Origin of the sequence: Campylobacter sp. MIT 12-5580, assembly GCF_005406235.1 — a bacterium.
In the GTDB taxonomy this organism is placed as follows: domain Bacteria; phylum Campylobacterota; class Campylobacteria; order Campylobacterales; family Campylobacteraceae; genus Campylobacter_D.
On sequence record NZ_NXLK01000002.1, the window covers coordinates 78523 to 103063 of the forward strand.

General features: G+C 34.3%; 24 protein-coding genes, 2 tRNA genes and 1 pseudogene. 19 read left to right on the top strand and 8 right to left on the bottom strand.

Translation table 11 applies throughout. From position 1 onward, the window contains the following. Positions 1-5: 5 nt before the first annotated feature. Both CQA38_RS02300 and rsmA read right to left on the bottom strand, forming a co-directional pair. On the bottom strand, positions 6-1994 hold the full coding sequence (locus CQA38_RS02300; RefSeq protein ID WP_137632387.1) for a ribonuclease J: 1989 nt from the start codon (positions 1992-1994) through the stop codon (positions 6-8). After that, positions 1991-2767: a 16S rRNA (adenine(1518)-N(6)/adenine(1519)-N(6))-dimethyltransferase RsmA gene (rsmA, locus tag CQA38_RS02305; RefSeq protein ID WP_137632388.1), complete on the bottom strand. Its 777-nt coding sequence runs from the start codon at positions 2765-2767 to the stop codon at positions 1991-1993. The genes CQA38_RS02300 and rsmA overlap by 4 nt, the downstream gene beginning before the upstream one ends. A gap of 103 nt (positions 2768-2870) precedes the next feature. On the opposite strand from rsmA, the gene CQA38_RS02310 reads away from it, so the two are divergent. From CQA38_RS02310 to traF, 5 genes and pseudogenes are all read left to right on the top strand, one after another. Beyond that, positions 2871-3446, top strand: coding sequence for a purine-nucleoside phosphorylase (locus CQA38_RS02310; RefSeq protein ID WP_137632625.1), 576 nt, complete (start codon positions 2871-2873; stop codon positions 3444-3446). Positions 3447-3455: 9 nt separating this feature from the next. Continuing rightward, positions 3456-4568, top strand: a pseudogene (gene rlmN, locus CQA38_RS02315) (23S rRNA (adenine(2503)-C(2))-methyltransferase RlmN); the annotation flags it as partial. Positions 4569-4891: 323 nt separating this feature from the next. After that, complete coding sequence (locus CQA38_RS09355) at positions 4892-4990, top strand: hypothetical protein (RefSeq protein ID WP_231549678.1); 99 nt, start codon at positions 4892-4894, stop codon at positions 4988-4990. Positions 4991-5096: 106 nt separating this feature from the next. Beyond that, complete coding sequence (locus tag CQA38_RS02320) at positions 5097-5531, top strand: trehalose-6-phosphate synthase (protein WP_137632389.1); 435 nt, start codon at positions 5097-5099, stop codon at positions 5529-5531. A gap of 108 nt (positions 5532-5639) precedes the next feature. Beyond that, positions 5640-6779 (top strand): conjugal transfer protein TraF, encoded by a 1140-nt coding sequence (gene traF / locus CQA38_RS02325; protein ID WP_137632390.1) that lies wholly within the window; start codon positions 5640-5642, stop codon positions 6777-6779. Between the two features lie 28 nt (positions 6780-6807). Here the strand turns inward: traF and CQA38_RS02330 are convergent, their stop codons facing one another. The 3 genes from CQA38_RS02330 to CQA38_RS02340 form a co-directional block, all read right to left on the bottom strand. After that, positions 6808-7095, bottom strand: coding sequence for a hypothetical protein (locus tag CQA38_RS02330; protein WP_137632391.1), 288 nt, complete (start codon positions 7093-7095; stop codon positions 6808-6810). Between the two features lie 171 nt (positions 7096-7266). Continuing rightward, positions 7267-7515, bottom strand: a complete 249-nt coding sequence (locus CQA38_RS02335; protein WP_137632392.1) for a hypothetical protein — start codon at positions 7513-7515, stop codon at positions 7267-7269. A 168-nt stretch (positions 7516-7683) separates the two neighbouring features. After that, positions 7684-8607: an RluA family pseudouridine synthase gene (locus CQA38_RS02340; protein ID WP_137632393.1), complete on the bottom strand. Its 924-nt coding sequence runs from the start codon at positions 8605-8607 to the stop codon at positions 7684-7686. A gap of 83 nt (positions 8608-8690) precedes the next feature. Here CQA38_RS02340 and purB point away from each other — a divergent pair, with 83 nt between their 5' ends. From purB to CQA38_RS02360, 4 genes are read left to right on the top strand one after another with little or no spacing between them, the layout of a single operon-like run. Beyond that, the gene (gene purB / locus CQA38_RS02345; protein ID WP_137632394.1) at positions 8691-10025 is read left to right on the top strand and encodes an adenylosuccinate lyase; all 1335 of its coding nucleotides are present in this window, start codon (positions 8691-8693) and stop codon (positions 10023-10025) included. A 24-nt stretch (positions 10026-10049) separates the two neighbouring features. Further along, complete coding sequence (locus tag CQA38_RS02350; protein ID WP_137632395.1) at positions 10050-12419, top strand: ribonucleoside-diphosphate reductase subunit alpha; 2370 nt, start codon at positions 10050-10052, stop codon at positions 12417-12419. 33 nt (positions 12420-12452) lie between these two features. Beyond that, positions 12453-12872: a hypothetical protein gene (locus CQA38_RS02355; protein ID WP_137632396.1), complete on the top strand. Its 420-nt coding sequence runs from the start codon at positions 12453-12455 to the stop codon at positions 12870-12872. After that, positions 12844-13590, top strand: a complete 747-nt coding sequence (locus CQA38_RS02360; RefSeq protein WP_137632397.1) for a polysaccharide pyruvyl transferase family protein — start codon at positions 12844-12846, stop codon at positions 13588-13590. The genes CQA38_RS02355 and CQA38_RS02360 overlap by 29 nt, the downstream gene beginning before the upstream one ends. Positions 13591-13593: 3 nt before the next feature. On the opposite strand, the gene CQA38_RS02365 is transcribed toward CQA38_RS02360, so the two are convergent. Continuing rightward, positions 13594-13983 (bottom strand): response regulator, encoded by a 390-nt coding sequence (locus CQA38_RS02365; protein WP_137632398.1) that lies wholly within the window; start codon positions 13981-13983, stop codon positions 13594-13596. Between the two features lie 187 nt (positions 13984-14170). On the opposite strand from CQA38_RS02365, the gene CQA38_RS02370 reads away from it, so the two are divergent. Beyond that, positions 14171-14246 (top strand) — tRNA-Ala (locus CQA38_RS02370). Between the two features lie 14 nt (positions 14247-14260). Next, a tRNA-Val gene (locus CQA38_RS02375) sits at positions 14261-14336 on the top strand. Positions 14337-14343: 7 nt separating this feature from the next. On the opposite strand, the gene CQA38_RS02380 is transcribed toward CQA38_RS02375, so the two are convergent. Continuing rightward, entirely contained in the window at positions 14344-14946 is a 603-nt protein-coding gene (locus CQA38_RS02380; protein WP_137632399.1) for a DUF305 domain-containing protein, read from the bottom strand. Positions 14947-15051: 105 nt separating this feature from the next. On the opposite strand from CQA38_RS02380, the gene CQA38_RS02385 reads away from it, so the two are divergent. Next, positions 15052-15681: a hypothetical protein gene (locus CQA38_RS02385; protein ID WP_137632400.1), complete on the top strand. Its 630-nt coding sequence runs from the start codon at positions 15052-15054 to the stop codon at positions 15679-15681. Positions 15682-15788: 107 nt separating this feature from the next. Here CQA38_RS02385 and ruvC read toward each other — a convergent pair whose 3' ends face one another. Beyond that, positions 15789-16268, bottom strand: coding sequence for a crossover junction endodeoxyribonuclease RuvC (gene ruvC / locus CQA38_RS02390; protein WP_137632401.1), 480 nt, complete (start codon positions 16266-16268; stop codon positions 15789-15791). 137 nt (positions 16269-16405) lie between these two features. Here ruvC and dnaA point away from each other — a divergent pair, with 137 nt between their 5' ends. From dnaA to CQA38_RS02425, 7 genes are all read left to right on the top strand, one after another. Next, on the top strand, positions 16406-17725 hold the full coding sequence (dnaA, locus tag CQA38_RS02395) for a chromosomal replication initiator protein DnaA (protein WP_137632402.1): 1320 nt from the start codon (positions 16406-16408) through the stop codon (positions 17723-17725). A gap of 138 nt (positions 17726-17863) precedes the next feature. After that, positions 17864-18931: a DNA polymerase III subunit beta gene (gene dnaN, locus CQA38_RS02400; protein WP_137632403.1), complete on the top strand. Its 1068-nt coding sequence runs from the start codon at positions 17864-17866 to the stop codon at positions 18929-18931. Positions 18932-18940: 9 nt separating this feature from the next. Further along, positions 18941-21262 (top strand): DNA topoisomerase (ATP-hydrolyzing) subunit B, encoded by a 2322-nt coding sequence (gene gyrB, locus CQA38_RS02405; RefSeq protein ID WP_137632404.1) that lies wholly within the window; start codon positions 18941-18943, stop codon positions 21260-21262. A 140-nt stretch (positions 21263-21402) separates the two neighbouring features. Continuing rightward, positions 21403-22020, top strand: coding sequence for an FAD-dependent thymidylate synthase (gene thyX, locus CQA38_RS02410; protein ID WP_137632405.1), 618 nt, complete (start codon positions 21403-21405; stop codon positions 22018-22020). Positions 22021-22233: 213 nt separating this feature from the next. Continuing rightward, the gene (locus tag CQA38_RS02415; RefSeq protein WP_137632406.1) at positions 22234-23013 is read left to right on the top strand and encodes a toxin; all 780 of its coding nucleotides are present in this window, start codon (positions 22234-22236) and stop codon (positions 23011-23013) included. Between the two features lie 2 nt (positions 23014-23015). Next, positions 23016-23816, top strand: a complete 801-nt coding sequence (locus CQA38_RS02420; protein WP_137632407.1) for a cytolethal distending toxin subunit B family protein — start codon at positions 23016-23018, stop codon at positions 23814-23816. A gap of 15 nt (positions 23817-23831) precedes the next feature. Continuing rightward, positions 23832-24461, top strand: a complete 630-nt coding sequence (locus CQA38_RS02425) for a toxin (RefSeq protein ID WP_137632408.1) — start codon at positions 23832-23834, stop codon at positions 24459-24461. Positions 24462-24541 lie beyond the last annotated feature (80 nt).

The following is a 24541-nucleotide window of genomic DNA, read 5'->3' on the forward strand; positions in this document are numbered from 1 at the left end:
TAAACTCACATCATAAAAATGCTTGGCACTATGGTTGGGTATTTTTTAAGCTTTCTAAAGATATGTTTTCTTAGCACTTGGCGGATTTGTCCTTCTATGAAGCGATTATCATCTAAAACCTCATCTTTTAAATTCGCAAAAAATACAGAAAGCACCTCGCCAAGCTCCTTAGCAAAGGCTGCATCTTGCTTGTTTGCGACTACCCCATAGCTTAGCACCCTTGGTTTGTGAATGAGGGTTTTGCTTGATTTTTCAACTTGAGCGATGATGACTACTACGCCATTATCAGCTAGATTTTGTCTGTCTATAACTACATCATCAGCGATTTGCTTGTTGATTTGATTATCGACAAAAACCTTGCCTGTTTTTACTGTGCGTACTCTTTTGATGTATTTTTGGCAAAGTTCTACCTGATCGCCATTACTCATAAGATAGATATTTCTTTCATCTACTCCGCATTTTATAGCCGTTTGCTTGTGCTTTAGGATATGATTGTATTCACCATGCACTGGTAGAAAAAACTTTGGTTTGACAAGGTTAAGCATGAGTTTTTGCTCTTCCATATTAGCATGTCCACTTACATGAATTTCACTAAATTCTTGATAGGCTACTTTTGCACCAGCCTTAAGTAAATAATCAAGCACAGCATTAATGCTGCCTTCATTACCAGGAATGGCTTTAGCTGAGATGATGATTTGATCTGTAGGCTTGATTTTGATGAATTTATGCTCATCAGTTGCCATTCTATATAAGGCACTCATGGTTTCACCTTGGCTTCCTGTGGTGACGATTAAAACCTCATTATCCTTATACTTACTTACCTCATCAGCGTCAATGAAAATCTTTCTATCAAGCTCTATATATCCTAGCTCCATGGTGGTGTATAAATTTCTTTCCATAGAACGTCCTATCACACAGACTTTGCGTCCGTATTTTAGTCCATAAGTGATGGCTTGATAAATTCTATGCACATTTGAACTAAAAGTGCTCATTATCACGCGTCCTTTTGCCTTTGAAAAGAGCAGATCAAAGGTATCGCCAACTGAGCCTTCGCTTTTGGTTGAGCCTTCTTTATAGGAGTTTGTGCTATCACTTAACAAGCAAAGCACGCCCTTATCGCCATAATAAGCTATGCGATTTAAATCGCTTGGATAATTATCAATGGGTGTATAATCAATCTTAAAATCTCCAGTATGCAAAAGCGTGCCAGCTTTGGTGATGATAGCAAGGGCTGAAGCATCGATGACTGAGTGGGTAATATGTATCCATTCTATCTCAAATTCGCCTATTTCATAGACTTTGCGTTTTTCTACAGGGCGGAAAAGATTTCTTTGAGACTTTAGCCCATGCTCTTCAAATTTGTTTGAGATCATGCCAAGTGCTAGAGGCGTAGCATAAAGTGGGAAGGCAAATTCTTTATAAAAATACGGCACCGCACCTATATGATCTTCATGTGCATGCGTGATGATAACAGCCTTAACCTTATCCTTAATCTTTCTTATATAATCAAAATCAGGGATAACAATATCCACCCCATGCATAGCAGAATCAGGAAATGATAGCCCCACATCAATGATAATGGCATCATTATCTGTTTCTATCACTGTCATATTGCCACCTATTTCGCCAAGTCCCCCTATAGGGGTGATCTTGAGCTTATGCTCGCTTGAATTGCTGAATTTAAGCGGTTTTAAGCGGTTTTCATGGATAGCTTTGTTTGCCTCAATCACTCTTTGCATTTCAAGCTGCCAAGGTTCATTGCCGGTGAGCTTGGTTGGGAGATTGCGATTTTTTTTCTTTTTCTTGCCTTCTGGGGCTTGATTTTCGCCATTTTCATCGCTTGAGTTTTGGGTGTTTTGATTTTTTTCATTTGCATTGATTGAATTTGCAAGGGATTTTTTCTTGCGTTTGTATTTGTAACGCTTGTTGCTTTTTACACTAGAATCGCTATTTTCAGCGTTTTGCTCTAAATTTTTATTTTCTTCGCTCATTATTTGTCCTTTAAGTCTGTAAAAATTTTAAGATAGGACTTGACGCAAAGCTCGCTTGCTCTGATATTTTCTTTTAATCCAAGCTCATTTAAGCTTTTTAAAAGCTCTTTTTTATGGGCTTTGAGATTGTTTGCAAGCTGTTTTCTAGGAGCACAAAAGCACTGCCTTAAAAAAGCTTTAAAAGCTTGTATATCAACGATCTCATCGTAATTTGCTTTGCGTTTTAAAGATATAACCGCTGAATCAACTTTTGGAGCGGGCTCAAAACTCTCTGGCTTAAGCTCAAAAAGTAATTCTCGCTCACAAATCAAGCCTGCAAGCACGCTTAAAGCACAAAAATCGCTTTGTCCCTCAGTCGCACAGAATTTCAAAGCCAGCTCTTTTTGTATCATCACTATAAGCTGCTTGCAGTTTTTGTCCTCTAAGGCTTGTAAGATAAGATGTGTTGATACATAATAAGGCAAATTCGCCACCAAAACATACTCATCATTATGCAAGCTTGGCGTAAAAGCCTTACATGCATCTAAATTCAGCAAAGTTAAACTCGCATTTTTAAGCTCTTGATGAAATTTTTTTTCAAGCAGTGGTATAAGCTCATCGTCTATTTCTATGGCTTTTACCTTGCAAATTCCTAAAAGCTTTTGCGTCAAATCACCTAAGCCAGGTCCAATCTCAACGATAAAAGGCGTTTCTTTGGATATGGCTTGAGTGATTTTTTCTAAGGCACTTTGATCTTTTAAAAAATTTTGTCCAAAATGTTTTTTTGCTTTTATCATAGAGCATTTTACCTTAAATTCATTAAGATTGTGTTACAAGTTTAAATTTTTTAGCTAGAATTTATCTTTTGATGAAGGCAAAGAAAGGAAAAAGGTGCAAACTTTGATACTCTGTGCAGGAGGAAATGAAAATTTTAGCTTTGCAAAAAGTATAGGCATAGGACTGATAGAACCCTGTTTGAAACTGCCTTTGCTTTTGCAAGAATTTAAGCCCTCAAAGCTTGTTTTTATAGGCACTTGTGGTTTATATGATGAAAAAGATGAACTTTTGCAAATTTATCAAAGTCAGCATGCTTTTAATGTAGAGTTTTCAAAGCTTTCAAATGCCTTTTACTCGCCAGCTCAATGTGAAATAAGCTGGCATAAAAAGCTAGAAAAAAAAGAGTCTAATGAAACTTTGGCTGAATTTGTTTCACAAGAAACATTCAAAAGCAATTCTTCAAATTATATTTGTGCGGATAAAAAAGCAGCAGCTGAGTTTTTAAAACTTGGTTTAAGGCTTGAAAATATGGAAATTTTCTCTCTTTTAAGCGTAGCAAAATTTTATGATATAGAACTTTCTTGCTTTTTGTGTGCGAGTAATTATTGTGATGAAAAAGCACACCAAAGCTTTTTGGCTCATCATACTAAGGCAAAAGCTAAACTAGAGGCTTTTTTGCAAGAGAGAAATTATATTTAGGATAGAATTTTGTTAGTTTTAGATGAAAGAAAAAATGATGTAAAAGAGAGTAAAAAGCAAGATAAAATTAATTTGCTTGATTATACCAGTATAGAGCTTCAAAAGGATTTTCCCCAAAAATTCCGCATAAAGCAAATTTTTCAGTGGATTTATCAAAAATACGCTGATAATTTCAAAGAGATGAGTTCCCTACCCTTAACCTTAAGAGAAGAACTTGAAAACAAATACCATTTCAAGCCCTTAGAATGCGTAAAATTTGAGCAAAGCACTGATAAAAGCGTAAAATATCTTTTCCGCTTAAATGATGGCTATTTTATAGAAAGCGTTTTATTGCCTATGAAAGAAGAAGCTTTTAATGAAGAGGGTAAGAGATTGCACCATACTCGCTATACTATATGTATAAGCTCACAAGTAGGCTGTAAATCAGGCTGTTCTTTTTGTCTCACAGCCAAAGGTGGCTTAAAACGCAATCTCAGTGCTGGCGAGATAGTCGCTCAAGTGCTATGGATCAAAAAGCACAATCATATCCCTTATGAAAGAAGGGTAAATATAGTTTTTATGGGTATGGGCGAACCTTTGGATAATCTTAAAAATGTCTCAAAGGCTGTGCAAATTTTAAGCGAAAATGACGGACTTGCCATCAGCCCTCGCAGACAAACCATAAGCACAAGCGGACTTGCCAAGCAGATCAAAGAGCTAGGAGAGATGAATTTGGGCGTTTTGCTAGCCATTTCCTTGCACGCTGTTAATGATGAGCTAAGAACTGAGCTTATGCCTATTAATAAAGCTTATAATATAGCCTCTATCATGCAAGCTGTGCGTGAATTTCCAGTAGATGCACGAAAAAGGGTAATGTTTGAATATCTTTTGATAAAGGGTATTAATGATAAATTAGAGCACGCCAAAGAGCTAGTCAAGCTTTTAAATGGCATAAAAGCTAAGGTTAATTTACTGCTTTTCAACCCTCACGAAGGCAGCCCTTACAAACGCCCAAACCTAGAAGATGCTGTGAAATTTCAAGACTTTTTGAGCGCTAAAGGACTAACTTGCACCATAAGACAAAGCAAAGGACTTGACATATCAGCAGCTTGCGGACAGCTTAAAGAAAGAAAAGAACAAGAGCTTAAAATACGCTCAAACAATGATGAAAACTCAAAAAATAAAAATCCTATAAAGCCGATTTTATCAAGTGTTAAACACACAAAACAAAACGCACAAAGCTTGAAAAAACAAAATTTGCAAGAGCAAAATTTTAAAGATCAAAGTCCTAAAAAGCAAGTTTTAAAAGAAAAAAATACAAAAAAGCAAGACTTTAAAAATCATAAGCTAACAAATCAAAATTCAAACAAAGCCAGCTTTACAAACAAAACTTCGAAAAATCAAACCCCAAAAACAAATTTACACACTGCCTCGCACTCAAAAATAGAACTAAAAGGAAAAATAAAATGACTTTTTTAGATATAGCTGAATTAATTTTCATCTCTATAGTTGTAATTGTAGGCGTTGTGGGGATAGTTTTGGTGCTGAAAAATGAAAAAAGATAAACTCTCAAAGCTTGAAAAATACAAAAATTTAACCTATATCAAGAATGAGAGCCAAAAATAAAGCTAAGATAAGTTTAAAATTTGAAATTAAATCTTGGGGCAAAAAATGTTTTACACTCTTGTTAAAATCATTCATCTGCTGTGTGCTTGCGTGGTGATAGGGTATTTAATCTATGATGTTTTTATCTTTTCTCATTTTAAGAAAAACCGCAGCGAAGTAGAATTTATCAAGCTTAAGAGAGAGCTTTTAAAGCCAAGTGCTTTGATCTTGGGACTCGCTTTTTTACTTTTGCTTTGTAGTGGAGCTTATCTTGCAAGTTTTTATCTAGGAGGAGAGCTTGGCTGGCTTGAAAGCTCTTTTCAGCAAATTTTGGTTCTTAAGATAAGCGTGGTTGGCTTACTTTTCGTTTTTACGCCTATTTCATTTTTTTATATACTTGTGCTTAAAAAAAGCGATCCTATGCGGAAATTTTATCATCATCTTGCTCTACTCATCTGCCTTATCGCTTTAATCTTTGCAAAATTGATGTTTTTGTTCTAAAAAGTTTCTCGTGAAACAAAAAATTTGAGTTTCTTTTTAGCAAATTTAAGCTAAAATAACGAAGTTTTTATATTTAGAAATCACTTTGATATATAAAAGGAAAATGAGATGAAAAAAATATGCGGTTTTACTCTTATATCACTTATTGCGATAAACTCACTTGAGGCTTTAGAATTTAATGAAGTCGGACACAAGGCAATGGGTATGGGTGGAGTTGGTGTAGCATTGAAAAGCAATCCCTACGCTATCTTTTACAATCCAGCCCTCATCGCTGCAAATGACGCTACGCGTATGGGTTATGGTATAAGCGTGGAAGCTGAGCATAAAAATTTACTCGAAGCATTTAATTTTGATTTTAACAATATTCAAGATGTTTCGTATTTTAACAACTTGCTTAAAGAAAACTTTGCTCGTGTAAAAATACAAGGCACTTGGGCTTTTAAAGCTCCTGATATTTTACCTTTAGGCGATGTTGCTTTGGGTTACTCGCAAAGCATTTATGCTGTAGCTGGATTTTCGGGGCAATTGCCTACTAATGTTACAGATATCGGCGATAATGTAGATTTTCACTTGAGACGTTTAAGTGTTATGGAATTACCACTTTCTTATGCATTTTCTTTGGATTCTACGCTTGGTAAATTAAGCTGGGGTGCAGCAGTAAAATTTATGCACTTAAGCAGCACTCAAACTTCTCGAAAGCTCTTAACTACGGATTCTAAGGGCGATATACAAGATGATATTATCGATACGATCAAAGGAAACGATGCAAATAGCGACAATAACTTTGGTATCGATCTTGGCTTTAGCTACTCGCCTGCTTATGCACCTGATTTTACTTTCGCTCTTGTAGGAAAAAATCTCAACACGCCTAAATTTGACTTTAAAAACAATGGCAAACTTACCATTTATCCTCAAGCAAGACTTGGCTTAGCCTACGATCTTAGCGATCATCTTAGCCTCGCAGCTGATGCGGATTTAACAGAAAATCTAATGCTTACTCCAGCAGGTATGCCAAAGCAAAAAAGCCAAAAAATCGGTATTGGTGTAGATGCGCATGCCATGTTTTTTGACGCAAGGGCTGGCATTGCTAAGGACTTAAGACAGGATAATGGAGCAATTGTCAGTTTTGGTATGGGCTTTGGCTTTTTGGACTTGGGCGTAGCTGTTGCGACTGAAAGGGTAAAGGTTGAGGGGACGAATTATCCAAGGTATTTTTCAGTGCAACTTGGTGGAAGCTTTGAGTTTTAAGCACTCAAAGCCTTTAAAGTCTAAAAATTTAAACCTTAAGTCTTTCTTCTTTCTTATGCCTTATCCTTACTCTTAGAATTTGTATCCAAATATAAATAAGGCTTAAATAAGCTAAAGTTCCAAAAAAATAACTTGAAAAAGCAAAAGCAAATACAAGGCTGATTAAAAATAAAAACAATACTCCGGTTGCATATCTCGCCTCCTTTAAAAGCTTAAAATAAGATATGATATAAGTCGTGATAAGAAAAAAGCTGATCTCATAAAAAGCCATCAATACATCGCTAAACTCTATAAAATTATTTGTTGAAAATGACACTTTATCCCTTTCTTTTTTATAATAAATTTTCTTTTCTTGGTTTTATTATCAAACGAAAAATCATAAATCTAATGCGAATAAAAAGAAACAAAATATGATAGTAAATATTATAATATACCCATATTTAAATAAAGCTGAAAATATAATTTTTACAAAAACGATACGCTTGATTTACTCTCTAGCTTTTAGCTTCACTCTTATAATCATCATAAAAAGACACAATATACTTAAAATACCTAAAGTTACACTAAGATGACTCGTATAAGCAAAGGCAAAAAAGATAAAAATAAAGCTGAAAAAGAGTGCTGCTAAGCCGTATTTTGCTTGCTTAAGAGAGCTAATATTTGTCAAAACATAAAGCTCGATTAAACTAAAGATAAAAGCTAGAATTTGGATTATTACCATACTTGATTCAGACATATTGCTCCTTATTTTTAAGCCCAAGATAAACAAAATTTCTCAAAACTAAATATAAAAATTTAAAAACACACAAACATAAATTTTATAAATACAAAAAATTAGCTCATTTAGCTCAAAAATTATTTCAATATTTATTGAAAATTAATATTATAATATATCAAAACAAACTTAAGCCAAAGCATTTAAAAACTCTGTTTTTATATCTTTTTGTGAATAAAAGTCAAATTCCTCATTTTCAAATTTAAATTTTAAACGATACGAATGAAGGCACAATCTACTAGCCCCACAAAGTTTTTGAAGCTCTTGCAAGCTTAGTTTTTCATCAAGTATGTTTTCAATCTCTGGTTTTGAAAGTCCATACAAAGTTTCACCTAAAATACTATGTTTCACATGGAACAAGTGCAAGCGAAGCTGGTGCTGTCTGCCCGTTTTAGGCTTACATAAGAGTAAAGAAGCGTTATATGTTTGAAAAAACTCAAGCCTTTCAAATTCACTTTTTGCTTCTTTTCCACCTTCGCTCATGGGACAAATTTGCATTCTTGTTTTGATATCATCATACTCTTTGCTTAAAGCCAAAGGTGCATTGACGCTAAAATTTAAAGCTGTTTTGCCACGCACAAGAGCGAGGTATTCTTTGTGAATTTCTTTATTTTCAAACATTTTTTTAAGCTTTTTTGCCACAAATTGATTTTTTGCCACGAGTATAAGTCCGCTTGTTTGTTTATCAAGTCTATGAGCTACACAAGCTTGCTTGCCCCATAAATACCAAATTTCATCGCACAAACTATACTTACAATGCCTTCCATTTGGGTGGGTTAAAACTCCACTTTCTTTATCAAAAAGAGCAAAATTTTCATTCTCAAAAACAGGCTTAATCCCACGCGGTTTGCTCTCATACTCCACGAGCTCGATTAAACCTTGAATTCGAGCATTTTTTTGCTTGATGATTTGCCCATTACATAGGACTTTGTTTGTATCTATAAGTCTTTGAGCTTCGTTCATAGAGATATTTAAGGTATTCATAAGCACTCTAAATATGGGTAATTCATTATTTGAAGCTAAATTTACTAATTTAATTTTCGTGTAAGCCAAGTTTAACCTTTTTTAAAATTATGTTTGGTTAAAATACCACTTTTTATTTCAAAAATTATAACATAACTCAAGGAACAAAGAAAATGGTAGAACGATACAGCAGAAAAGAAATGACGAGCAAATGGGACTTAAACGCAAAATATAATGCTTGGCTAAAAGTTGAACTTGCTGCGGTTAAGGCTTGGAATAAGCTTGGTTTTATCAGCGATGAGGATTGCGAAAAAATCCTTAAAAATGCCAAATTTAACATACAAAGAATTGATGAGATTGAAAAAGAAACAAAGCATGATGTTATCGCTTTTTTAACCTCGGTAAGTGAGAGTTTGGGCGAGGAAAGTCGTTTTGTGCATTTTGGTATGACAAGCTCTGATTGTATAGATACAGCTGTGGCTTTACAGATCAAAGAAAGCTTAGAGCTTATATTAAAGGACTTAGATGAGCTTTTAGCTAGTATCAAAACAAGGGCTTTGGAGCATAAATTTACGCTTATGGTAGGTAGAAGTCATGGAATTCATGGTGAGCCTATTACTTTTGGCTTAAGTTTGGGCGTGTTTTATGATGAGTTAAAACACTCAAAAAGCCTACTTGAACAAGCTCAAGAAATGATTTCTTATGGTAAGATAAGCGGAGCAATGGGAAATTTTGCTCATGCTCCACTCAAGCTAGAAGAAGAAGTATGCAAAGAACTTGGCTTAAAACCAGCCCCAATCTCAAATCAAATCATTCAAAGAGATCGTTATGCTGCTGTGATTTCAGCCCTTGCTATACTTGCTGCAAGTTGTGAAAAAATCGCTGTAAATATAAGACATTTACAAAGAACAGAAGTTTATGAGGCTGAGGAGTTTTTCTCTAAAGGACAAAAAGGCAGCTCAGCCATGCCTCACAAAAGAAATCCAGTTTTAAGTGAAAATATCACTGGACTTTGTAGGATTATTCGCTCTTTTGTTACTCCAGCCTTAGAAAATGTGGCTTTGTGGCATGAAAGAGATATAAGTCATTCAAGTGTAGAGCGATTTATCTTGCCAGATGCCTTTATCACAGCTGATTTTATGCTTGTTCGCTTAACAAATTTAATTAAAAATTTACTCGTATATCCAGAAAATATGATGAAAAATTTAAACCTTACAGGCGGACTTGTCTTTTCTCAATGCGTGCTTTTAGAGCTTCCATTTAAGGGCGTAAGCAGAGAAAATGCCTATAAAATCGTGCAAAGAAATGCCATGAAAGTGTGGCAGGACTTGCAAAATGGCAAAAGCGCTTTAAATGAAAAGGGCGAGAGCTTGTTTTTGCAAAGCTTGCTTGAAGATGAAGAGCTAAGACAAAAGCTTGATGAAGCAAGCATTAGAGCCTGTTTTGATTATAGCTACTACACTAAAAATGTTGAAGCTATTTTAAAACGCGTATTTGATGAAAAATAAATTACAATAAAGAAAGGTTTGGCTATGAAAGTAATTAAAAGAAACGGACGCACAGAAGAACTTGACATCTCAAAGATCAAAAAATGCACTGGTGATGCGGTAAAAGGACTTGATGGAGTCAATGTCAGCGAACTTGAACTTGATGCAAAAATTCAGTTTCGAGACGGCATAAGCACAGATGAAATTCAAAAAACCTTGATTAAAACAGCGGTTGAAAAGATAGATGTGGATTGTCCTAATTATAGCTTTGTTGCGGCTCGTTTGTTTTTATATAGCTTATATAAAAAAGTAAGTGGGATTAACCGCTACAATCACTTGCGTGAATACTTTGAAAAAGGTGAAGCAGCTGGACGCATTTTACTTGGGCTCAAAGAAAAATACGACCTGGACGATTTAAATGATTATATCAAGCCAGAACGAGATATGCAATTTACCTATCTTGGCATAAAAACCCTTTATGATCGCTATTTGATAAAAGACAGCAAAGGCGAGCCTATAGAACTGCCTCAACATATGTTTATGGGTATAGCGATGTTTTTGGCTCAAAATGAGTTTAATCCTCAAGAATGGGCAAAGAAATTTTATGATTTAATCTCTAAATTTGAAGTTATGCTTGCTACTCCAACCCTTTCAAATGCTCGCACTACAAGGCATCAACTCAGCTCATGCTACATAGGAAGCACACCTGATAATATAGAAGGCATTTTTGATAGTTATAAAGAGATGGCATTGCTTTCTAAATTTGGTGGCGGTATAGGCTGGGATTGGAGCAAGGTGCGTGCTATGGGTGGAAGTATTGATGGACACAAAAACGCAGCTGGTGGCATAATCCCTTTTCTTAAAATCACTAATGATATAGCCGTAGCCGTAGATCAGCTTGGCACAAGAAAAGGAGCCATTGCTGTATATATAGAAACTTGGCATATGGATATCAATGATTTTATTGATTTGCGTAAAAACTCTGGTGAAGAAAGAAGAAGGGCACATGAGCTTTTTCCGGCTTTGTGGATCAATGATTTGTTTATGAAAAGAGTAAAAGAAAATGATAAATGGACGCTTTTTGATCCAGCTGATACACCTGATTTGTGCGAACTTTATGGAGCTGAGTTTGAAAAACGTTATGAAGAATACGAAAAAGACGCAAGTATAAGCAAAGAAATCGTCGATGCAAAAGAGCTTTGGAAGAAGATATTACTGAACTATTTTGAAAGCGGTATGCCATTTTTATGCTTTAAAGACACAGCAAATCGCACTAATCCAAATTCACATACCGGTATCATCAGAAGCTCAAATTTATGCACGGAAATTTTTCAAAATACCCAGCCAAATTATTATCAAATCAAAATCGTATTTGATGATAAAAGCGAACTTCACCTAGATGAAAATGAAGAAGTCAAGATCGATGGAGGTATCACTAAACTTGCAAAAAAAGTTTCTACTCTTGATTATATGGGTGGTAAAAAAGTCTATATAGTTGAAAAATTCAAAAACGACGGCAAAACCGCTGTTTGCAATCTAGCAAGCATAAATTTAAGCAAAATCCACAAAAAAGAAGATATTCAAAGAGTTGTTCCAACAGCTGTTCGAATGCTTGATAATGTTATTGATCTTAATTTTTATCCGCACGCTAAAGTAAAAGACACAAATTTAAAATCCCGCTCTATAGGACTTGGCGTAATGGGAGAAGCACAAATGCTTGCTGAAGCACAAATTCACTGGGGCAGTGAGGAACATTTTGAAAAGATTGACAAGATCATGGAAATAATCAGTTTTGAAGCTATACAAGCAAGCTCAAATTTGGCTCTTGAAAAAGGAGCGTATCCAGACTTTAAAGGCAGTAGCTGGAGTAGGGGGATTTTCCCGATTGACACAGCAAGTGATAAAGCCAAAGCACTTACTTTAAGAGAGGGGCTTTTTAATCAAAGTGAATGTGATTGGGATAAGCTTAAAGAAAAGGTTAAAAAAGATGGTATGAGAAATGGCTATTTAATGGCGATCGCACCAACTTCAAGCATATCCATACTTGTAGGTACTACCCAAACTATAGAGCCTATTTATAAACGCAAATGGTTTGAGCAAAACTTAAGCGGAATGATTCCTGTTGTGGTGCCAAATTTAAGCCTTGATACTTGGCAATACTACACCTCAGCTTATGAAATCGATCAAAGATTACTCGTTAAAGCTGCAGCCGTGCGTGGCAAATGGATCGATCAAGGACAAAGTTTAAATATCTTTATGAGCTTAGATAAAGCAAGTGGGGGCTATCTTAATGAAATTTACACGCTTGCTCATGAACTTGGGGTAAAATCGACTTATTATTTAAGAAGCGAAAGTCCAGACAGCGAAAAAGTAAGCGTGGCTGATCGTAGCATAGAATGCGAAGGTTGTCAGTAAAAAAAGAAAAAAAAAGGGGGGGGGGGGCTTAAAATGATAAATTTTATCAAAGAAAGTAAGGAAAAAATTGATAGATTTTTAAGAAAAAAACGACAAAAAAGGCTTAAAAATCAAGTAAAAACTTTAAGAGAAAGTTTTGAGACTTTTAAAGAAGAAATTCGATTCGGTGAAATGAAAAATTCTTTATACCGGTATGAAAGAAACTTTGAAAATAGCCCTACAAAGACTTTAAAAGAAAATTTGCCCTTTATAATCTTTCATTACGCAAGTCATGGCGTTTATAATTCAAGAAATTTAGGCGATTATATCCAAAGCATAGCCACGCAAAAAGCGATAACGCAAGGCTTTGAAAATGTAAATTTTAAATACTTTGATAGAAATGCTTTAAACTTTTATCCTCAACAGGGGGGGGGGGATTGTGCTTATGCAAGGTTGGTTTGCACAAGGTTTTGACTTCCTGCCAAATGCAAATTTAACAAGTGTTTTTATAGGCGCGCATTTTACACAAGAAACACAAAATTTTTTAAAATGCTTTATCGCTCATTTTCCTCATTATTTTGAAAATAAAGAAATAGGCTGCAGAGATACTTTTACGCTTGAGTTCTTGCAAAATCTTGGGCTAAAAGCGTATTTTTCAAGATGTTTAACCAGCACTTTGCCAAAACGAGAGCCTAAAGCTACACAAACAAAAGTCTTTTTTGTGGGTTTTGATAAAAAACTACTTGCTTATGTGCCAAAAAATTTGAAAGAAAATGGCGAATTTATCGAACAACAATGGGTTGAGCTTATCAACTCTAGCGAAGAGCATTGTTTTAAGCTCACGCAAAACTTGCTTAAACGTTATGAAAATGAAGCAAAGCTCATCATCACTTCGGCTTTACATTGTGCTTCACCGGCTACAGCTTTGGCAATTCCTGTCGTTTTTATCCGCACAAGCGAGGAGCAAAAAACGCGCTTTAGTACTTTAAGGGGCATTATCCCTATCTATAGCGTTGAGGATTTAAAACAAGGCAAAGTTGATTTCAATCCCAAAGCACCTGATATAGAAGCCTTAAAAGAAGCTATGCTTGAAAATGCAAGACTTAGCATTCTTAAAGAAAAAGGTGAAAATATCGATGAAGCAAAGCTTAAGACATTGAGGGAATTTATCGCTAAATTTCAAGCAAATTAAGCTTTATCCAACACTTGCAAGCCTTTTGCGTTTGTGAAAAATGACTAAATCAATGATATGTTTTTTCAACACACTTAAGTTAAAAGGCTTTTTCACATAATCATCACAACCACTTTCAAAGCCTTCTTTAACATCATCTCCTGAATTTAAAGAAGTTAAAAAAATCGCTGGTGTCCTTTTACCCAAAGCCCTTAAATCCTTAAGCAAAGAAAAACCATCGCCCATAGGCACCTTAACATCGAAAATATAAAGATCAAATTCCTCTTTTTGTGCGAGCTCAAATGCTTCTTGAGCATCACTTGCAAGAATAGTGTCAAAACCTTCTTCTATGAGGTATTCAAGCACGATTTCGCTCAAACACATATCATCTTCAAGCAAAAGAATTTTTTTCATCTTTCACACCTTTTTAGAAATTTTTATGAAAGGATAAAATAAAAAAGTGAATTTTTTGTGAAATGCAAAAAACAGATCATATTTTTATCAAAAAACATTTTACTCTGCGTTAAACTACATAATACAGCTTAAAAAAATATTTTTTTAAGCAAAGTTAAGGCATAATTTCATTTCTTAATGCAAATTTGGGGCATTAGCTCAGCTGGGAGAGCGCGACGCTGGCAGCGTCGAGGTCAGCGGTTCGATCCCGCTATGCTCCACCATTTAACTTTTAAGAGGTTCCGTAGCTCAGTTGGTAGAGCACCACCTTGACATGGTGGTGGTCGTTGGTTCAAGTCCAATCGGAGCCACCATTTAAGCTCAGTGAAGAGTTTTTAATAAAGCTTTAAATTCTAATATTTCTTTTTCTTGATCTTTTATGATTTTACTTGCTATGGCACGAATTTTTGTATCTTTTGAATACTTAAGAAAATTTTTAGCACTCATTATAGCACCTTGATGATGAGCGATCATAGCCTCTATATACGCTTTTTGCACATTAGCTTCTTGGGTGTTGTGCATAGCATGCATCATTGTTTGGGTATTTTCTTTTTCTTTGTTGATAAAATCAAGATATTCTTTTTGACTGAGCTTACTTTTGATATAATTTTTGTTTTCAAGTATGCTTTTAAATTCTTTAATTTCTTGTTCTTGAGTTTTGATAATATTTTGAGCAAGTTGTTTTAAGTTTTTATCAAGTTCAAAATGAAGCAAAAGCTTTGAAGAATCAACAGCACCTTGATGATGGGGCATCATATTGGCTAAAAAATCATATTCTAAATCCCCACTTTGAGAAAAAGCATTTTCCATCATAGGTGCATGCATAGCAGTGAGTATGTTTTGATCGATTTGTGAATGTTCATCACCGGCGTGAGCGTATAAGCTTAGAGCGCAAATAAAAGCAAAGATAAATGTCTTTTTCATTAATTTTTCCTTTTAAAATAGAGCAATTTAATGAGAATTTAAACAAAAATTCGTAAATATTTCATAAGCATATTTGATTTAAGAGTGAAATTTAAGGACTAATGAATGCTAAAAGAACTACTTGATATTAAAAAAGAAATGGAACCTATCATACACGATGCTTCTGTGAAGCTTAATGTTATAGCTAGAGAGGTTATCACAAGGATCAAAGAATATGAAATTTATGGTCCTATGATAGATCGAATTTATCTTGATAATGCTATTTATGTCAAGGTTATGTCAAGTAGTAGAGATGCTAAAAGTCAGCAAGTTGATATCAAAAATGGCTTTTATATGGTTTTTGTTGCTCCTGAAAAAGGCACAACCCAAGATATCAAAAATCGCTTAAAAGTCGCTTATGAAAGCTTTGATGATAAATTTATAAAGGATTTGATCCGCTTGTATCAACGTTTTAAAGAAATTATTTCTAAAACTCAAGCTACACTTGCTAAGGCTTCGCAGATGAATGTTCAAATTGAAACCAATCTTGGCGAAGCAAGTGCAGCTTTTAAATTTAACATTAATATCAAGTATTTTAAAGAAGGACAAAAACTTGATAAAAATAATATCAAATCAGCTGGAAGTTTTAGAGATACCAAAACGCATATCAATCTTATCGTTGATAAGTCTTTAGACTCTAAAATTTGTGAAAAGCTCCTTGATGATGTAGAAAAATATTTCATCGGCTCACATTAAACTTTATTGATTTTAATTTATATTTGTGAAACTAGTGATTTAAATCAATTTAAAGCTAGAATTTTTTAAGTAAAATTTTATGCAAATTACATAAAAACTTTTTAAAATCAAGTCTTTTTAAATCTCATATTTGCAGCATGTGTTAAAGCTACAGCTATGGCATCAGTAATATCAAGAGGTTTGATCTCTTTTTGTATGCCAAGAAGCCTTTTTACCATAAAAGCCACTTGTTCTTTTGTCGCTTTTGCCTTTCCTGTAACGCTTTTTTTCACTTGTAAGGGTGTGTATTCGCTAAATTCGCCGTGAGTTTGTAAGATTTTCAAGCTTAAAGCCCCACGAAATTGGGCGAGCTTAAGCACTGTTTTTGGATTATACGCAAAGAAAATATCTTCAATCGCCACCTCATCAAAGCTATGACTTTTAAAAATCAAATCAAGCCCCTCGCACAACTCTGTGATTTGATACTGTAGTGAAGCTGGTTTGATCTTGATAAGTCCAGCCTCGATGAGTGTGTTTTTACCAGCTTTCATTTCAATGATAGCATATCCACAAAAACGCGAGCCCGGATCTATGCCTAAAATTTTCACATTTTACCTTTTTGCAATCAAAATCTTTCACTAGAGTGAATTTTATTTTCACAAGCTGTGAAATTTCTATGAATTTTAACCTTTTTTTATAAAATTTTAGATAAAATAACAAGTTAAAAATCAATTTAAGGGTGTGAATGGACGCGGCTGATATACTCAAATGCTTTGAAAAAGAAATTTCTCGTAATGAATTTGAAAATTTTATCACGCCCTTAGTATTAAACGAAAAAGCTAGCAAAGCTGATCAACTCATTTTCAATGCGCCAAATGAACTTATGGCTAAATTTATACAAACAAAATATGCCGATAGAATCTCACATTTTTATGAAGTGCAAAGTGGCAACAAAGCTAAAGTATTGATCCAAAGTATCTCGCTTAAAAATGGTTCAAAACATAGCCTAAAAACCCCCATTAAACACGGCACAAGCACGATTTTGAATCCATCTTACACCTTCGAAAGCTTTGTTGTAGGGGATTCTAACCAATATGCTTATGCAACCTGCAAAGCAGCAAGCGCTAAAGATAAGCTTGGCAAGCTATATAATCCTGTTTTTATTTATGGACCAACCGGACTTGGTAAAACGCATTTGCTTCAAGCTGTAGGGAATGCGTGTTTAGAGCTTGGTAAGATTGTGATTTACGCCACAAGTGAAAATTTTATTAATGACTTTAGATCACATTTGATAAATAAAAGCATGGATAAATTTCATGAAAAATACCGCAATTGTGATGTTTTACTTATCGATGATGTGCAATTTTTAGGAAAAACTGATAAAATTCAAGAAGAATTTTTCTTCACTTTTAATGAAGTCAAGGAAAAATTCGGACAAATCATCATGACTTCAGATACCCCGCCAAATATGCTTAAAGGTATCACAGAACGTTTAAAATCTCGCTTTGCAAATGGAGCTATTGCTGATATTACTCCACCTGAACTTGACACTAAAATGGCAATTATCCGCAAAAAATGCGAATTTAATGGAGTGAGTTTAAATAATGAAATTATCTCTTATATCGCCACTTCAATGGGAGATAATATAAGAGAAATTGAAGGAATGATTACTAATTTAAACGCATATTCAAGACTAATCAACCAAGAAATCACTCTTGACATAGCAAAAAGCTTTATGAAAGATCATATCAAAGAACAAAAAGAAAGCATTGATATAGATGATATCTTAAGCGTAGTATGCAAAGACTTTAATATCAAAGCAAATGATATAAAATCAAACAAAAAAACACAAAATATAGTTACAGCAAGAAGAGTAGTGATCTTTTTGGCAAGAGAGCTTACAAGTATGTCTATGCCTCAACTTGCGAAATTTTTTGAGATGAAAGATCATACTGCTATTTCGCACAATATCAAAAAGATCAATGAGCTTATAGAAGAGAAAAATGATTTAAAAGATAAAATAAATGAACTAAAAAATAAAATTTTAACAAAAATTCAAAGTTAGCCTGTGAAAAAATGTGAAAAAATACTTCTTAAAACTCATACAACAGATCAAGTTAAAATAGGAGTTCAAAAAGGAATTTCACATTTTCAACATGCCTATTATTATGAATAAATTTAAATTAAAAACAAAGGGGAAAAAATGAAACTCAGCATAAACAAAAATACACTCGAATCCGCAATATCACTTTGCAACGCTTATGTGGATAAAAAAGATTCTAGTGCAATCACTTCACATTTACTTTTTGAAGCAAATGATGATAAACTTATAATCAAAGCAAGTGATTATGAATTTGGACTAAGTTATAAAATCAAAAAGATCAAAATAGAAACAAGTGGCTTTGCTACAGCAAATGCAAAACAAATTTCTGATATGATTAAAAACCTTAATAATGAAGATGTGATCTTAGAAACCATTGATAATTCTTTATTTATTCGCCAAAAAAGTACAAAATACAAACTTGCTATGTTTAACTATGAAGATTTTCCAAATTTCCCAAATATCGAAGAAAAATCAAAATTTGATTTAGACTCAAGTGACTTAAGCAGAAGCCTTAAAAAAATCCTCCCAGCTATAGACACAAATAACCCAAAATACTCTTTAAATGGAGCTTTGCTTGATATTAAAACAGATAAAATCAACTTTGTAGGCACAGATACAAAAAGACTTGCTATATTTACTTTATTTAAACACAATGATAAAGAATTTTCAATCAGCATTCCTAAAAAAGCCATCGCTGAAATGCAAAAACTTTTTTATGAAAAAATTGAACTTTTTTATGATGAAAATATACTTATCGCTAAGAATGATAATTTTGAATTTTTCACCAAGCTCATTAATGATAAATTCCCAGATTATGAAAAAGTAGTGCCAAAACAAATCAATCAAGTCTTTAACTTTAAAACTGAAGATTTCATCGAAAGCCTCAAAAAAATAAGTGTTGTTGCTGAAAAAATGAAACTCCATTTTCAAAACAACAAACTTATATTTGAAGGTATTAGCTTAGATAATGTCGAAGCAAAAACAGAACTTGAATGCGAACTTAACATACAAGAAAGCTTTTCTTTAAATATAAAAATCAAATATTTATTTGACTTTTTACATTCTATAGAAACTGAAGAATTTGAACTAAAGATTAATGAACCAAATTTAGCCTTTATCGTTGCTTCAAAAGAGCTTGAAACGGTAATTATGCCTGTGATTTTATAAGGAAATTTAATGCAAACTCAAAATTATGGCGAAAGCAATATCAAAGTCCTTAAAGGTTTAGAAGCAGTTAGAAAACGTCCTGGTATGTATATAGGCGATACCAATGTTAGTGGGCTTCATCATATGATTTATGAAGTAGTGGATAATTCTATAGATGAAGCTATGGCTGGGTATTGTGATACTATAGATATAGAAATCACCACTGAGGGAAGTTGTATAGTGCGTGATAATGGACGTGGCATACCAGTTGGCATCCATCCTACTGAAAATATCCCTACTTTAACTGTTGTTTTAACCGTGCTTCATGCAGGTGGTAAATTTGATCAAGATACTTATAAAGTCTCTGGTGGGCTTCATGGTGTGGGTGTTTCAGTTGTAAATGCACTTTCAAAAAAACTTGTGGCTACGGTTGAAAGAGACGGACATATCTACCGCCAAGAATTTGCAAAAGGTATCCCAACAAGTGAATTTGAAATCATAGGAAAAAGTTCAAAAACCGGCACTACAATCGAATTTTGGGTTGATGATAGTATCTTTGAAGTCAAAGACTTTGATTATGAAATTTTAGCTAAAAGATTTCGTGAGCTTGCGTATTTAAATCCTAAAATCACCATAAATTTTAAAGACAATCGTATCGGCAAAGAAGAAAATTTCCATTTTGAAGGTGGGATTACTGAATTTGTAAATGATATAAACAAAAAACAAGCCTTAACAAAGATAATGAATTTTAGTGTAACTGAAGAAAATGTTGAAGTTGATATAGCTTTAATGTATAATGACAGCTACAGCGAAACCTTACTTTCTTTTGTAAATAATATCAAAACCCCAGATGGAGGCACACATGAAGCTGGCTTTAGAATGGGGCTAACAAGAGTTATCACAAATTATGTTGAAGCAAATGCTGCAGCTAGGGAAAAAGATAGCAAAATAACAGGTGAAGATGTGCGTGAAGGACTTGTGGCTATAGTTTCAGTAAAAGTGCCTGATCCACAATTTGAAGGACAAACTAAAGGCAAACTTGGCTCAACTTATGTGCGTCCAATAGTCAATAAAGCTACTTTTGAGTTCTTAAGCAAATATTTTGAAGAAAATCCTATAGAAGCAAAAGCCATAATGAATAAAGCTTTAATGGCAGCAAGAGGTAGAGAAGCTGCTAAAAAAGCAAGAGAACTTACTCGCAAAAAAGAGGGCTTAAGTGTTGGGACACTGCCCGGAAAATTAGCTGATTGTCAAAGTAAGGATCCAAGTGAATGTGAAATTTATCTTGTTGAGGGCGATTCAGCTGGAGGTTCTGCAAAACAAGGTAGAGAAAGGGCTTTTCAAGCGATTTTGCCTTTAAGAGGAAAAATTTTAAATGTTGAAAAATCCCGCCTTGATAAAATTTTAAAATCAGATGAGATTAAAAATATGATCACAGCCTTTGGGTGTGGGGTGGGAGATGAGTTTGATTTAAGTCGTTTAAGGTATCATAAGATCATCATTATGACAGATGCTGATGTTGATGGCTCGCATATTCAAACCTTGCTTTTAACCTTTTTCTTTCGTTTTATGAATGATCTTGTGGCAAACGGACATGTTTATCTTGCCCAACCTCCACTTTATCGCTATAAAAAAGGACAGAAAAAAGAAATTTATCTTAAAGATGAAAAAGCCTTAAATGAATACCTCATAGAAACAGGCATAGAAAACTCAAGCTTTGAAGGCGTTGGGCTTAATGATTTAAAAGACTTTTTAAAGCTAGTGGCTGCTTATAGAAGTGTGCTTAAAGAGCTTGAAAAACGCTTTTCTATCATCAGTGTTATCAGGCATTTAATAGAAAATCCAGATTTGATAAAAAAAGACAACAAGGCTTTATTTGAAGATATAAAAAGCTTTCTTGAAAAAGAAAAATACAATATCTTAAATTCTTATATCAATGAAAATGAAATTCGCATTTTTGTGCAAACTCAAAACGGACTTGAAGAGCTTTTAATCAATGATGATTTATTTACCAACCCTTTATATGAAGAAGCAGTATATATCTCACAAAAGATCAAAGAAAGAGACTTAGAAGCTGTATTTGATAAAGACATTTTAGCTGTGCTTAAAGACATAGAAGAAAGTGCTAAAAAAGGAGCTTATATACAAAGATATAAAGGCTTAGGTGAGATGAATCCAGATCAGCTTTGGGATACAACCATGGACCCACAAAACCGCCGCTTACTTCAAATTTCAATTGAAGATGCACAAAGTGCTAGCGATACTTTTAATCTTTTCATGGGCGATGAGGTAGAGCCAAGAAGGGATTATATACAAAAACACGCTAAAGATGTGAAACATTTAGATGTGTAAAAGTGTCAATTTAAGGGCTATAGTTGCCCTTAAAGTTTTTTATTTAATAAAAGCTAGATCATAGTATCTACTTTTTTATTTAACTTCATTTTTATCTAAATTTCGTTACAATTTTTGCTTAAAATTTATAAGGATTATCTATGCAAATCACCTTACTTTCTTATACTGCTCTTGAAATTTGTTCTCACGCTATACGCACTTGCTGGCAAAGCTTTGAAAAAGGCGACAAAGGTGGTAAAATCGATAAAGAACTTATCGATAGAGTCGGCAATAAATTCAAACACGCTTCAACCTTAGAACATTTAAATTATACTTTTTATATACAAGGTATTTCAAGAGCTCTTTTGCAAGAGCTTGCTAGACATCGCCACGCAAGTTTAAGCGTAAAAAGCACGCGTTATACCTTAAAAGAATTGCGAAACGAGCAAGCTTTTAAAGAATTTGACTTTAAGCATGCAAGTAAATATCTTGTGCTAACAGAAAATGAAAAAGTTGATAATGCAAGTATTAAAGCTCTTGAAAATTTGCGTTTAATCTTACAAGAAAGTATTAGCCTTGATATAGCTAAATATTGCTTGCCAGAAAGTTATAAAACAGAGCTTACTTGGAGTATCAATGCAAGAGCCTTGCAAAATTTTCTTCATCTTAGAAGCTCAAAATCAGCCCTTTGGGAGATCAGAGAGCTTGCAAAAGCTATTTTTAACGCCCTGCCAAGCGAACATCAATTTATCTTTGAAGAAAGCGTGCTTTTAGATTAGTTTTTTATTTAAGAGCTTAAAATCAAGCTTTTTAGTTTTATTTTAATTATCTCAATCTAAGTTTTATATTAAGATTCTTTTTCATTATTTATTTTTAAAATGAGAATTTTAAGAAAAACCAGCTTAAGGCTCAAGTTAAAACCAAAGCCTTAAAGTTTAAATTTATACTTTTTATTATAGACTATTAATTCGTATTTTACTAAAGGAGTTTCTATGAAAAAACACCTTAAATTCTACTTTCTCATAGGCTTTTTAACTTGTTTTTTACTAGCATGTTCTGCTAAAGAAATCAATCCTCTTTCTACTTTTGGTGATAAAAACGATAGCGATCCTTTAAAGATAGGCAAAAGCCCTACTTTACCAGCTAAGCAAGATACACCTAGCTTACTTGTAGGGCAAATTTTTATGCCAGAAGAAAAAAATAAAAATTTTGATAAGCTCTTGCGAAATAATGAGCTTCAAAACACGATGAAAATAGATAAAAAGCCTTTGCTTCAAGCTCTTGGCTCAAGTCCTAGCATGGCTGATAGTTCTGATTGGTTTTCTTTGATGGCTGCAAATGGGGCAGTGCTTACGGTTTGGGCTTTAGCTCAGGGAAATTGGCTTTGGGGTTATACTCTTATTGATAGTGTGAGTTTTGGAGACGCTAGAGTGTGGAAATTTAGGCTTTTTGCTAATAATGAGGTTTTAATTCAAAATGCCAAAACAAATACTTGCGTAAATACCTATGGCAATGGAGTCATTCATTCAGCTTGCGATGAAAGCAATGTATATCAACGCTTTAAGCTTATCCCTATGAGCAATGAAGCCTTTATGCTTCAAAATACCGGCACAAAACGTTGCTTACAAGTGCCAATTGGGGATATATTTTATGATTTTCACCGCGTTTCAGGCATTTATTTAAGCACTTGCAACGCAGGAGATAATCTTGATCAGCAATTTTACATCATACCACCACCTTTTTTAATCCGCCCGCTTTATGATAGGAGATAAAAATGAAAAAATACATTGTGATCTTAATATTTAGCTTTTTAGCCCTTTTTGCTAAGGATATGGATGATTATAAGGTAGCTTCTTGGAATTTACAAGGCTCATCGGCAAACACTGAGAGCAAGTGGAGCGTAAGCATTCGCCAGCTTATAAGTGGGGATAATGCAGCTGATATTTTAGCGGTGCAAGAAGCAGGAAGCTTGCCTCATACTGCTACGCCAACAGGCAGGGAGCAAAACTTAAGCGATATTATCGTTCGTGAGTATAACTGGGATTTAGGCTCAAGATCGCGTCCAGATGGCGTTTTTGTGTATTATACTCGCATTGATACTGGAGCAAACCGCGTAAATTTAGCCATAGTTTCAAGAACTAGAGCTGATGAGATCATCATTTTACCGCCTCCCACTGTTGCTTCTCGTCCAGTTATTGGCATACGCATAGACAATAACGCCTTTTTTAGCGTGCATGCACTTGCAAATGGGGGTTCTGATTCTGTAGCTATAGTCAATTCAGTATTTGAGCATTTTAGAGATCGCCCTGATCTTACTTGGATGATAGCAGGGGATTTTAACCGTAATCCTGAAAATTTGCGTTTTGAGCTGAATTTAGAACGTAGGGTAAGAACCACCATCATCGCTCCAGATGCGCCCACTCAAAGAAGTGGAGGCACGCTTGATTATGCTATAGTTGGAAGCTCAAGTGGCTCAGTAACTCGCACAGCCTTAGTGGCTCTTTTAATGCTGAGCAATTTTAGAACCCAGCTCGTTTCTGATCATTTTCCAGTCAATTTTAGACGCTTTCGCTAGTTTTAAGGAGAAAAAATGATAAAAAATATAGTTTTAATGCTTTTATGTTTAAGCTTTGCTTTAGCTGATGAAGCTGAAAATATCATCAACAATGCAGGACTTTCAAGCACAAACTCACCTACTCCAAGAAAAGATGATTTTGAAAATGTAACTAATCCAGTGCAAATTCGCAATTTACGCACCGGCATAGCTATAAATTTAACAAGAAAAGGGGATTTAAACACGCAAAACTGGCTCATACGCCAAATAGAGCTTAGCGATGTGCTAGTAAAAAGAGATAAACTCCGCTTTAAATGGGACTTTGGTTATGTGCAATTTGTCCGCCCTGAAAATTCTGATGCTTGTTTAGCCATAGGAGAAGATGGCTTTTTACATGTTAAATCTTGCAAGCAAGACTTAAAGCTTTCAAAGCTAGAAACTGTCTTTTCCATAATCCCAACTTCAAGTTCAGCTGTGCAAATTCGCTCTTTGGTTTTGGACGCAAATGAATGCTTATTTGTCTTTGACAATCCAAGCGTAGCCATACAAGATCGCGTAGGTATAGGACCTTGCTCGCTTGATTATAATTTCTTAATCGACACCACAGAACTTTTTTTCTTTACCCCAGCTCTTGTTAAAGCTAGGGCTTTGTTGCCTTTAAAGTGATAAATTTTAAGTAAAAAAGCCAAATTAGGGCTTTTAAAGCCCTAAAACTTAGTTAGCCTTTGCACTCAAAGTCCTCCTCA

Coding starts and splice junctions, on each gene's coding strand:
- rsmA (WP_137632388.1), bottom strand. CDS start 2,767: ATGATAAAAGCAAAAAAACATTTTGGACAAAATTTTTTAAAAGATCAA.
- CQA38_RS09355 (WP_231549678.1), top strand. CDS start 4,892: ATGACTTTTTTAGATATAGCTGAATTAATTTTCATCTCTATAGTTGTA.
- CQA38_RS02320 (WP_137632389.1), top strand. CDS start 5,097: ATGTTTTACACTCTTGTTAAAATCATTCATCTGCTGTGTGCTTGCGTG.
- traF (WP_137632390.1), top strand. CDS start 5,640: ATGAAAAAAATATGCGGTTTTACTCTTATATCACTTATTGCGATAAAC.
- CQA38_RS02335 (WP_137632392.1), bottom strand. CDS start 7,515: ATGTCTGAATCAAGTATGGTAATAATCCAAATTCTAGCTTTTATCTTT.
- purB (WP_137632394.1), top strand. CDS start 8,691: ATGGTAGAACGATACAGCAGAAAAGAAATGACGAGCAAATGGGACTTA.
- CQA38_RS02350 (WP_137632395.1), top strand. CDS start 10,050: ATGAAAGTAATTAAAAGAAACGGACGCACAGAAGAACTTGACATCTCA.
- CQA38_RS02355 (WP_137632396.1), top strand. CDS start 12,453: ATGATAAATTTTATCAAAGAAAGTAAGGAAAAAATTGATAGATTTTTA.
- CQA38_RS02360 (WP_137632397.1), top strand. CDS start 12,844: ATGCAAGGTTGGTTTGCACAAGGTTTTGACTTCCTGCCAAATGCAAAT.
- CQA38_RS02365 (WP_137632398.1), bottom strand. CDS start 13,983: ATGAAAAAAATTCTTTTGCTTGAAGATGATATGTGTTTGAGCGAAATC.
- CQA38_RS02380 (WP_137632399.1), bottom strand. CDS start 14,946: ATGAAAAAGACATTTATCTTTGCTTTTATTTGCGCTCTAAGCTTATAC.
- CQA38_RS02385 (WP_137632400.1), top strand. CDS start 15,052: ATGCTAAAAGAACTACTTGATATTAAAAAAGAAATGGAACCTATCATA.
- dnaA (WP_137632402.1), top strand. CDS start 16,406: ATGGACGCGGCTGATATACTCAAATGCTTTGAAAAAGAAATTTCTCGT.
- dnaN (WP_137632403.1), top strand. CDS start 17,864: ATGAAACTCAGCATAAACAAAAATACACTCGAATCCGCAATATCACTT.
- gyrB (WP_137632404.1), top strand. CDS start 18,941: ATGCAAACTCAAAATTATGGCGAAAGCAATATCAAAGTCCTTAAAGGT.
- thyX (WP_137632405.1), top strand. CDS start 21,403: ATGCAAATCACCTTACTTTCTTATACTGCTCTTGAAATTTGTTCTCAC.
- CQA38_RS02415 (WP_137632406.1), top strand. CDS start 22,234: ATGAAAAAACACCTTAAATTCTACTTTCTCATAGGCTTTTTAACTTGT.
- CQA38_RS02420 (WP_137632407.1), top strand. CDS start 23,016: ATGAAAAAATACATTGTGATCTTAATATTTAGCTTTTTAGCCCTTTTT.
- CQA38_RS02425 (WP_137632408.1), top strand. CDS start 23,832: ATGATAAAAAATATAGTTTTAATGCTTTTATGTTTAAGCTTTGCTTTA.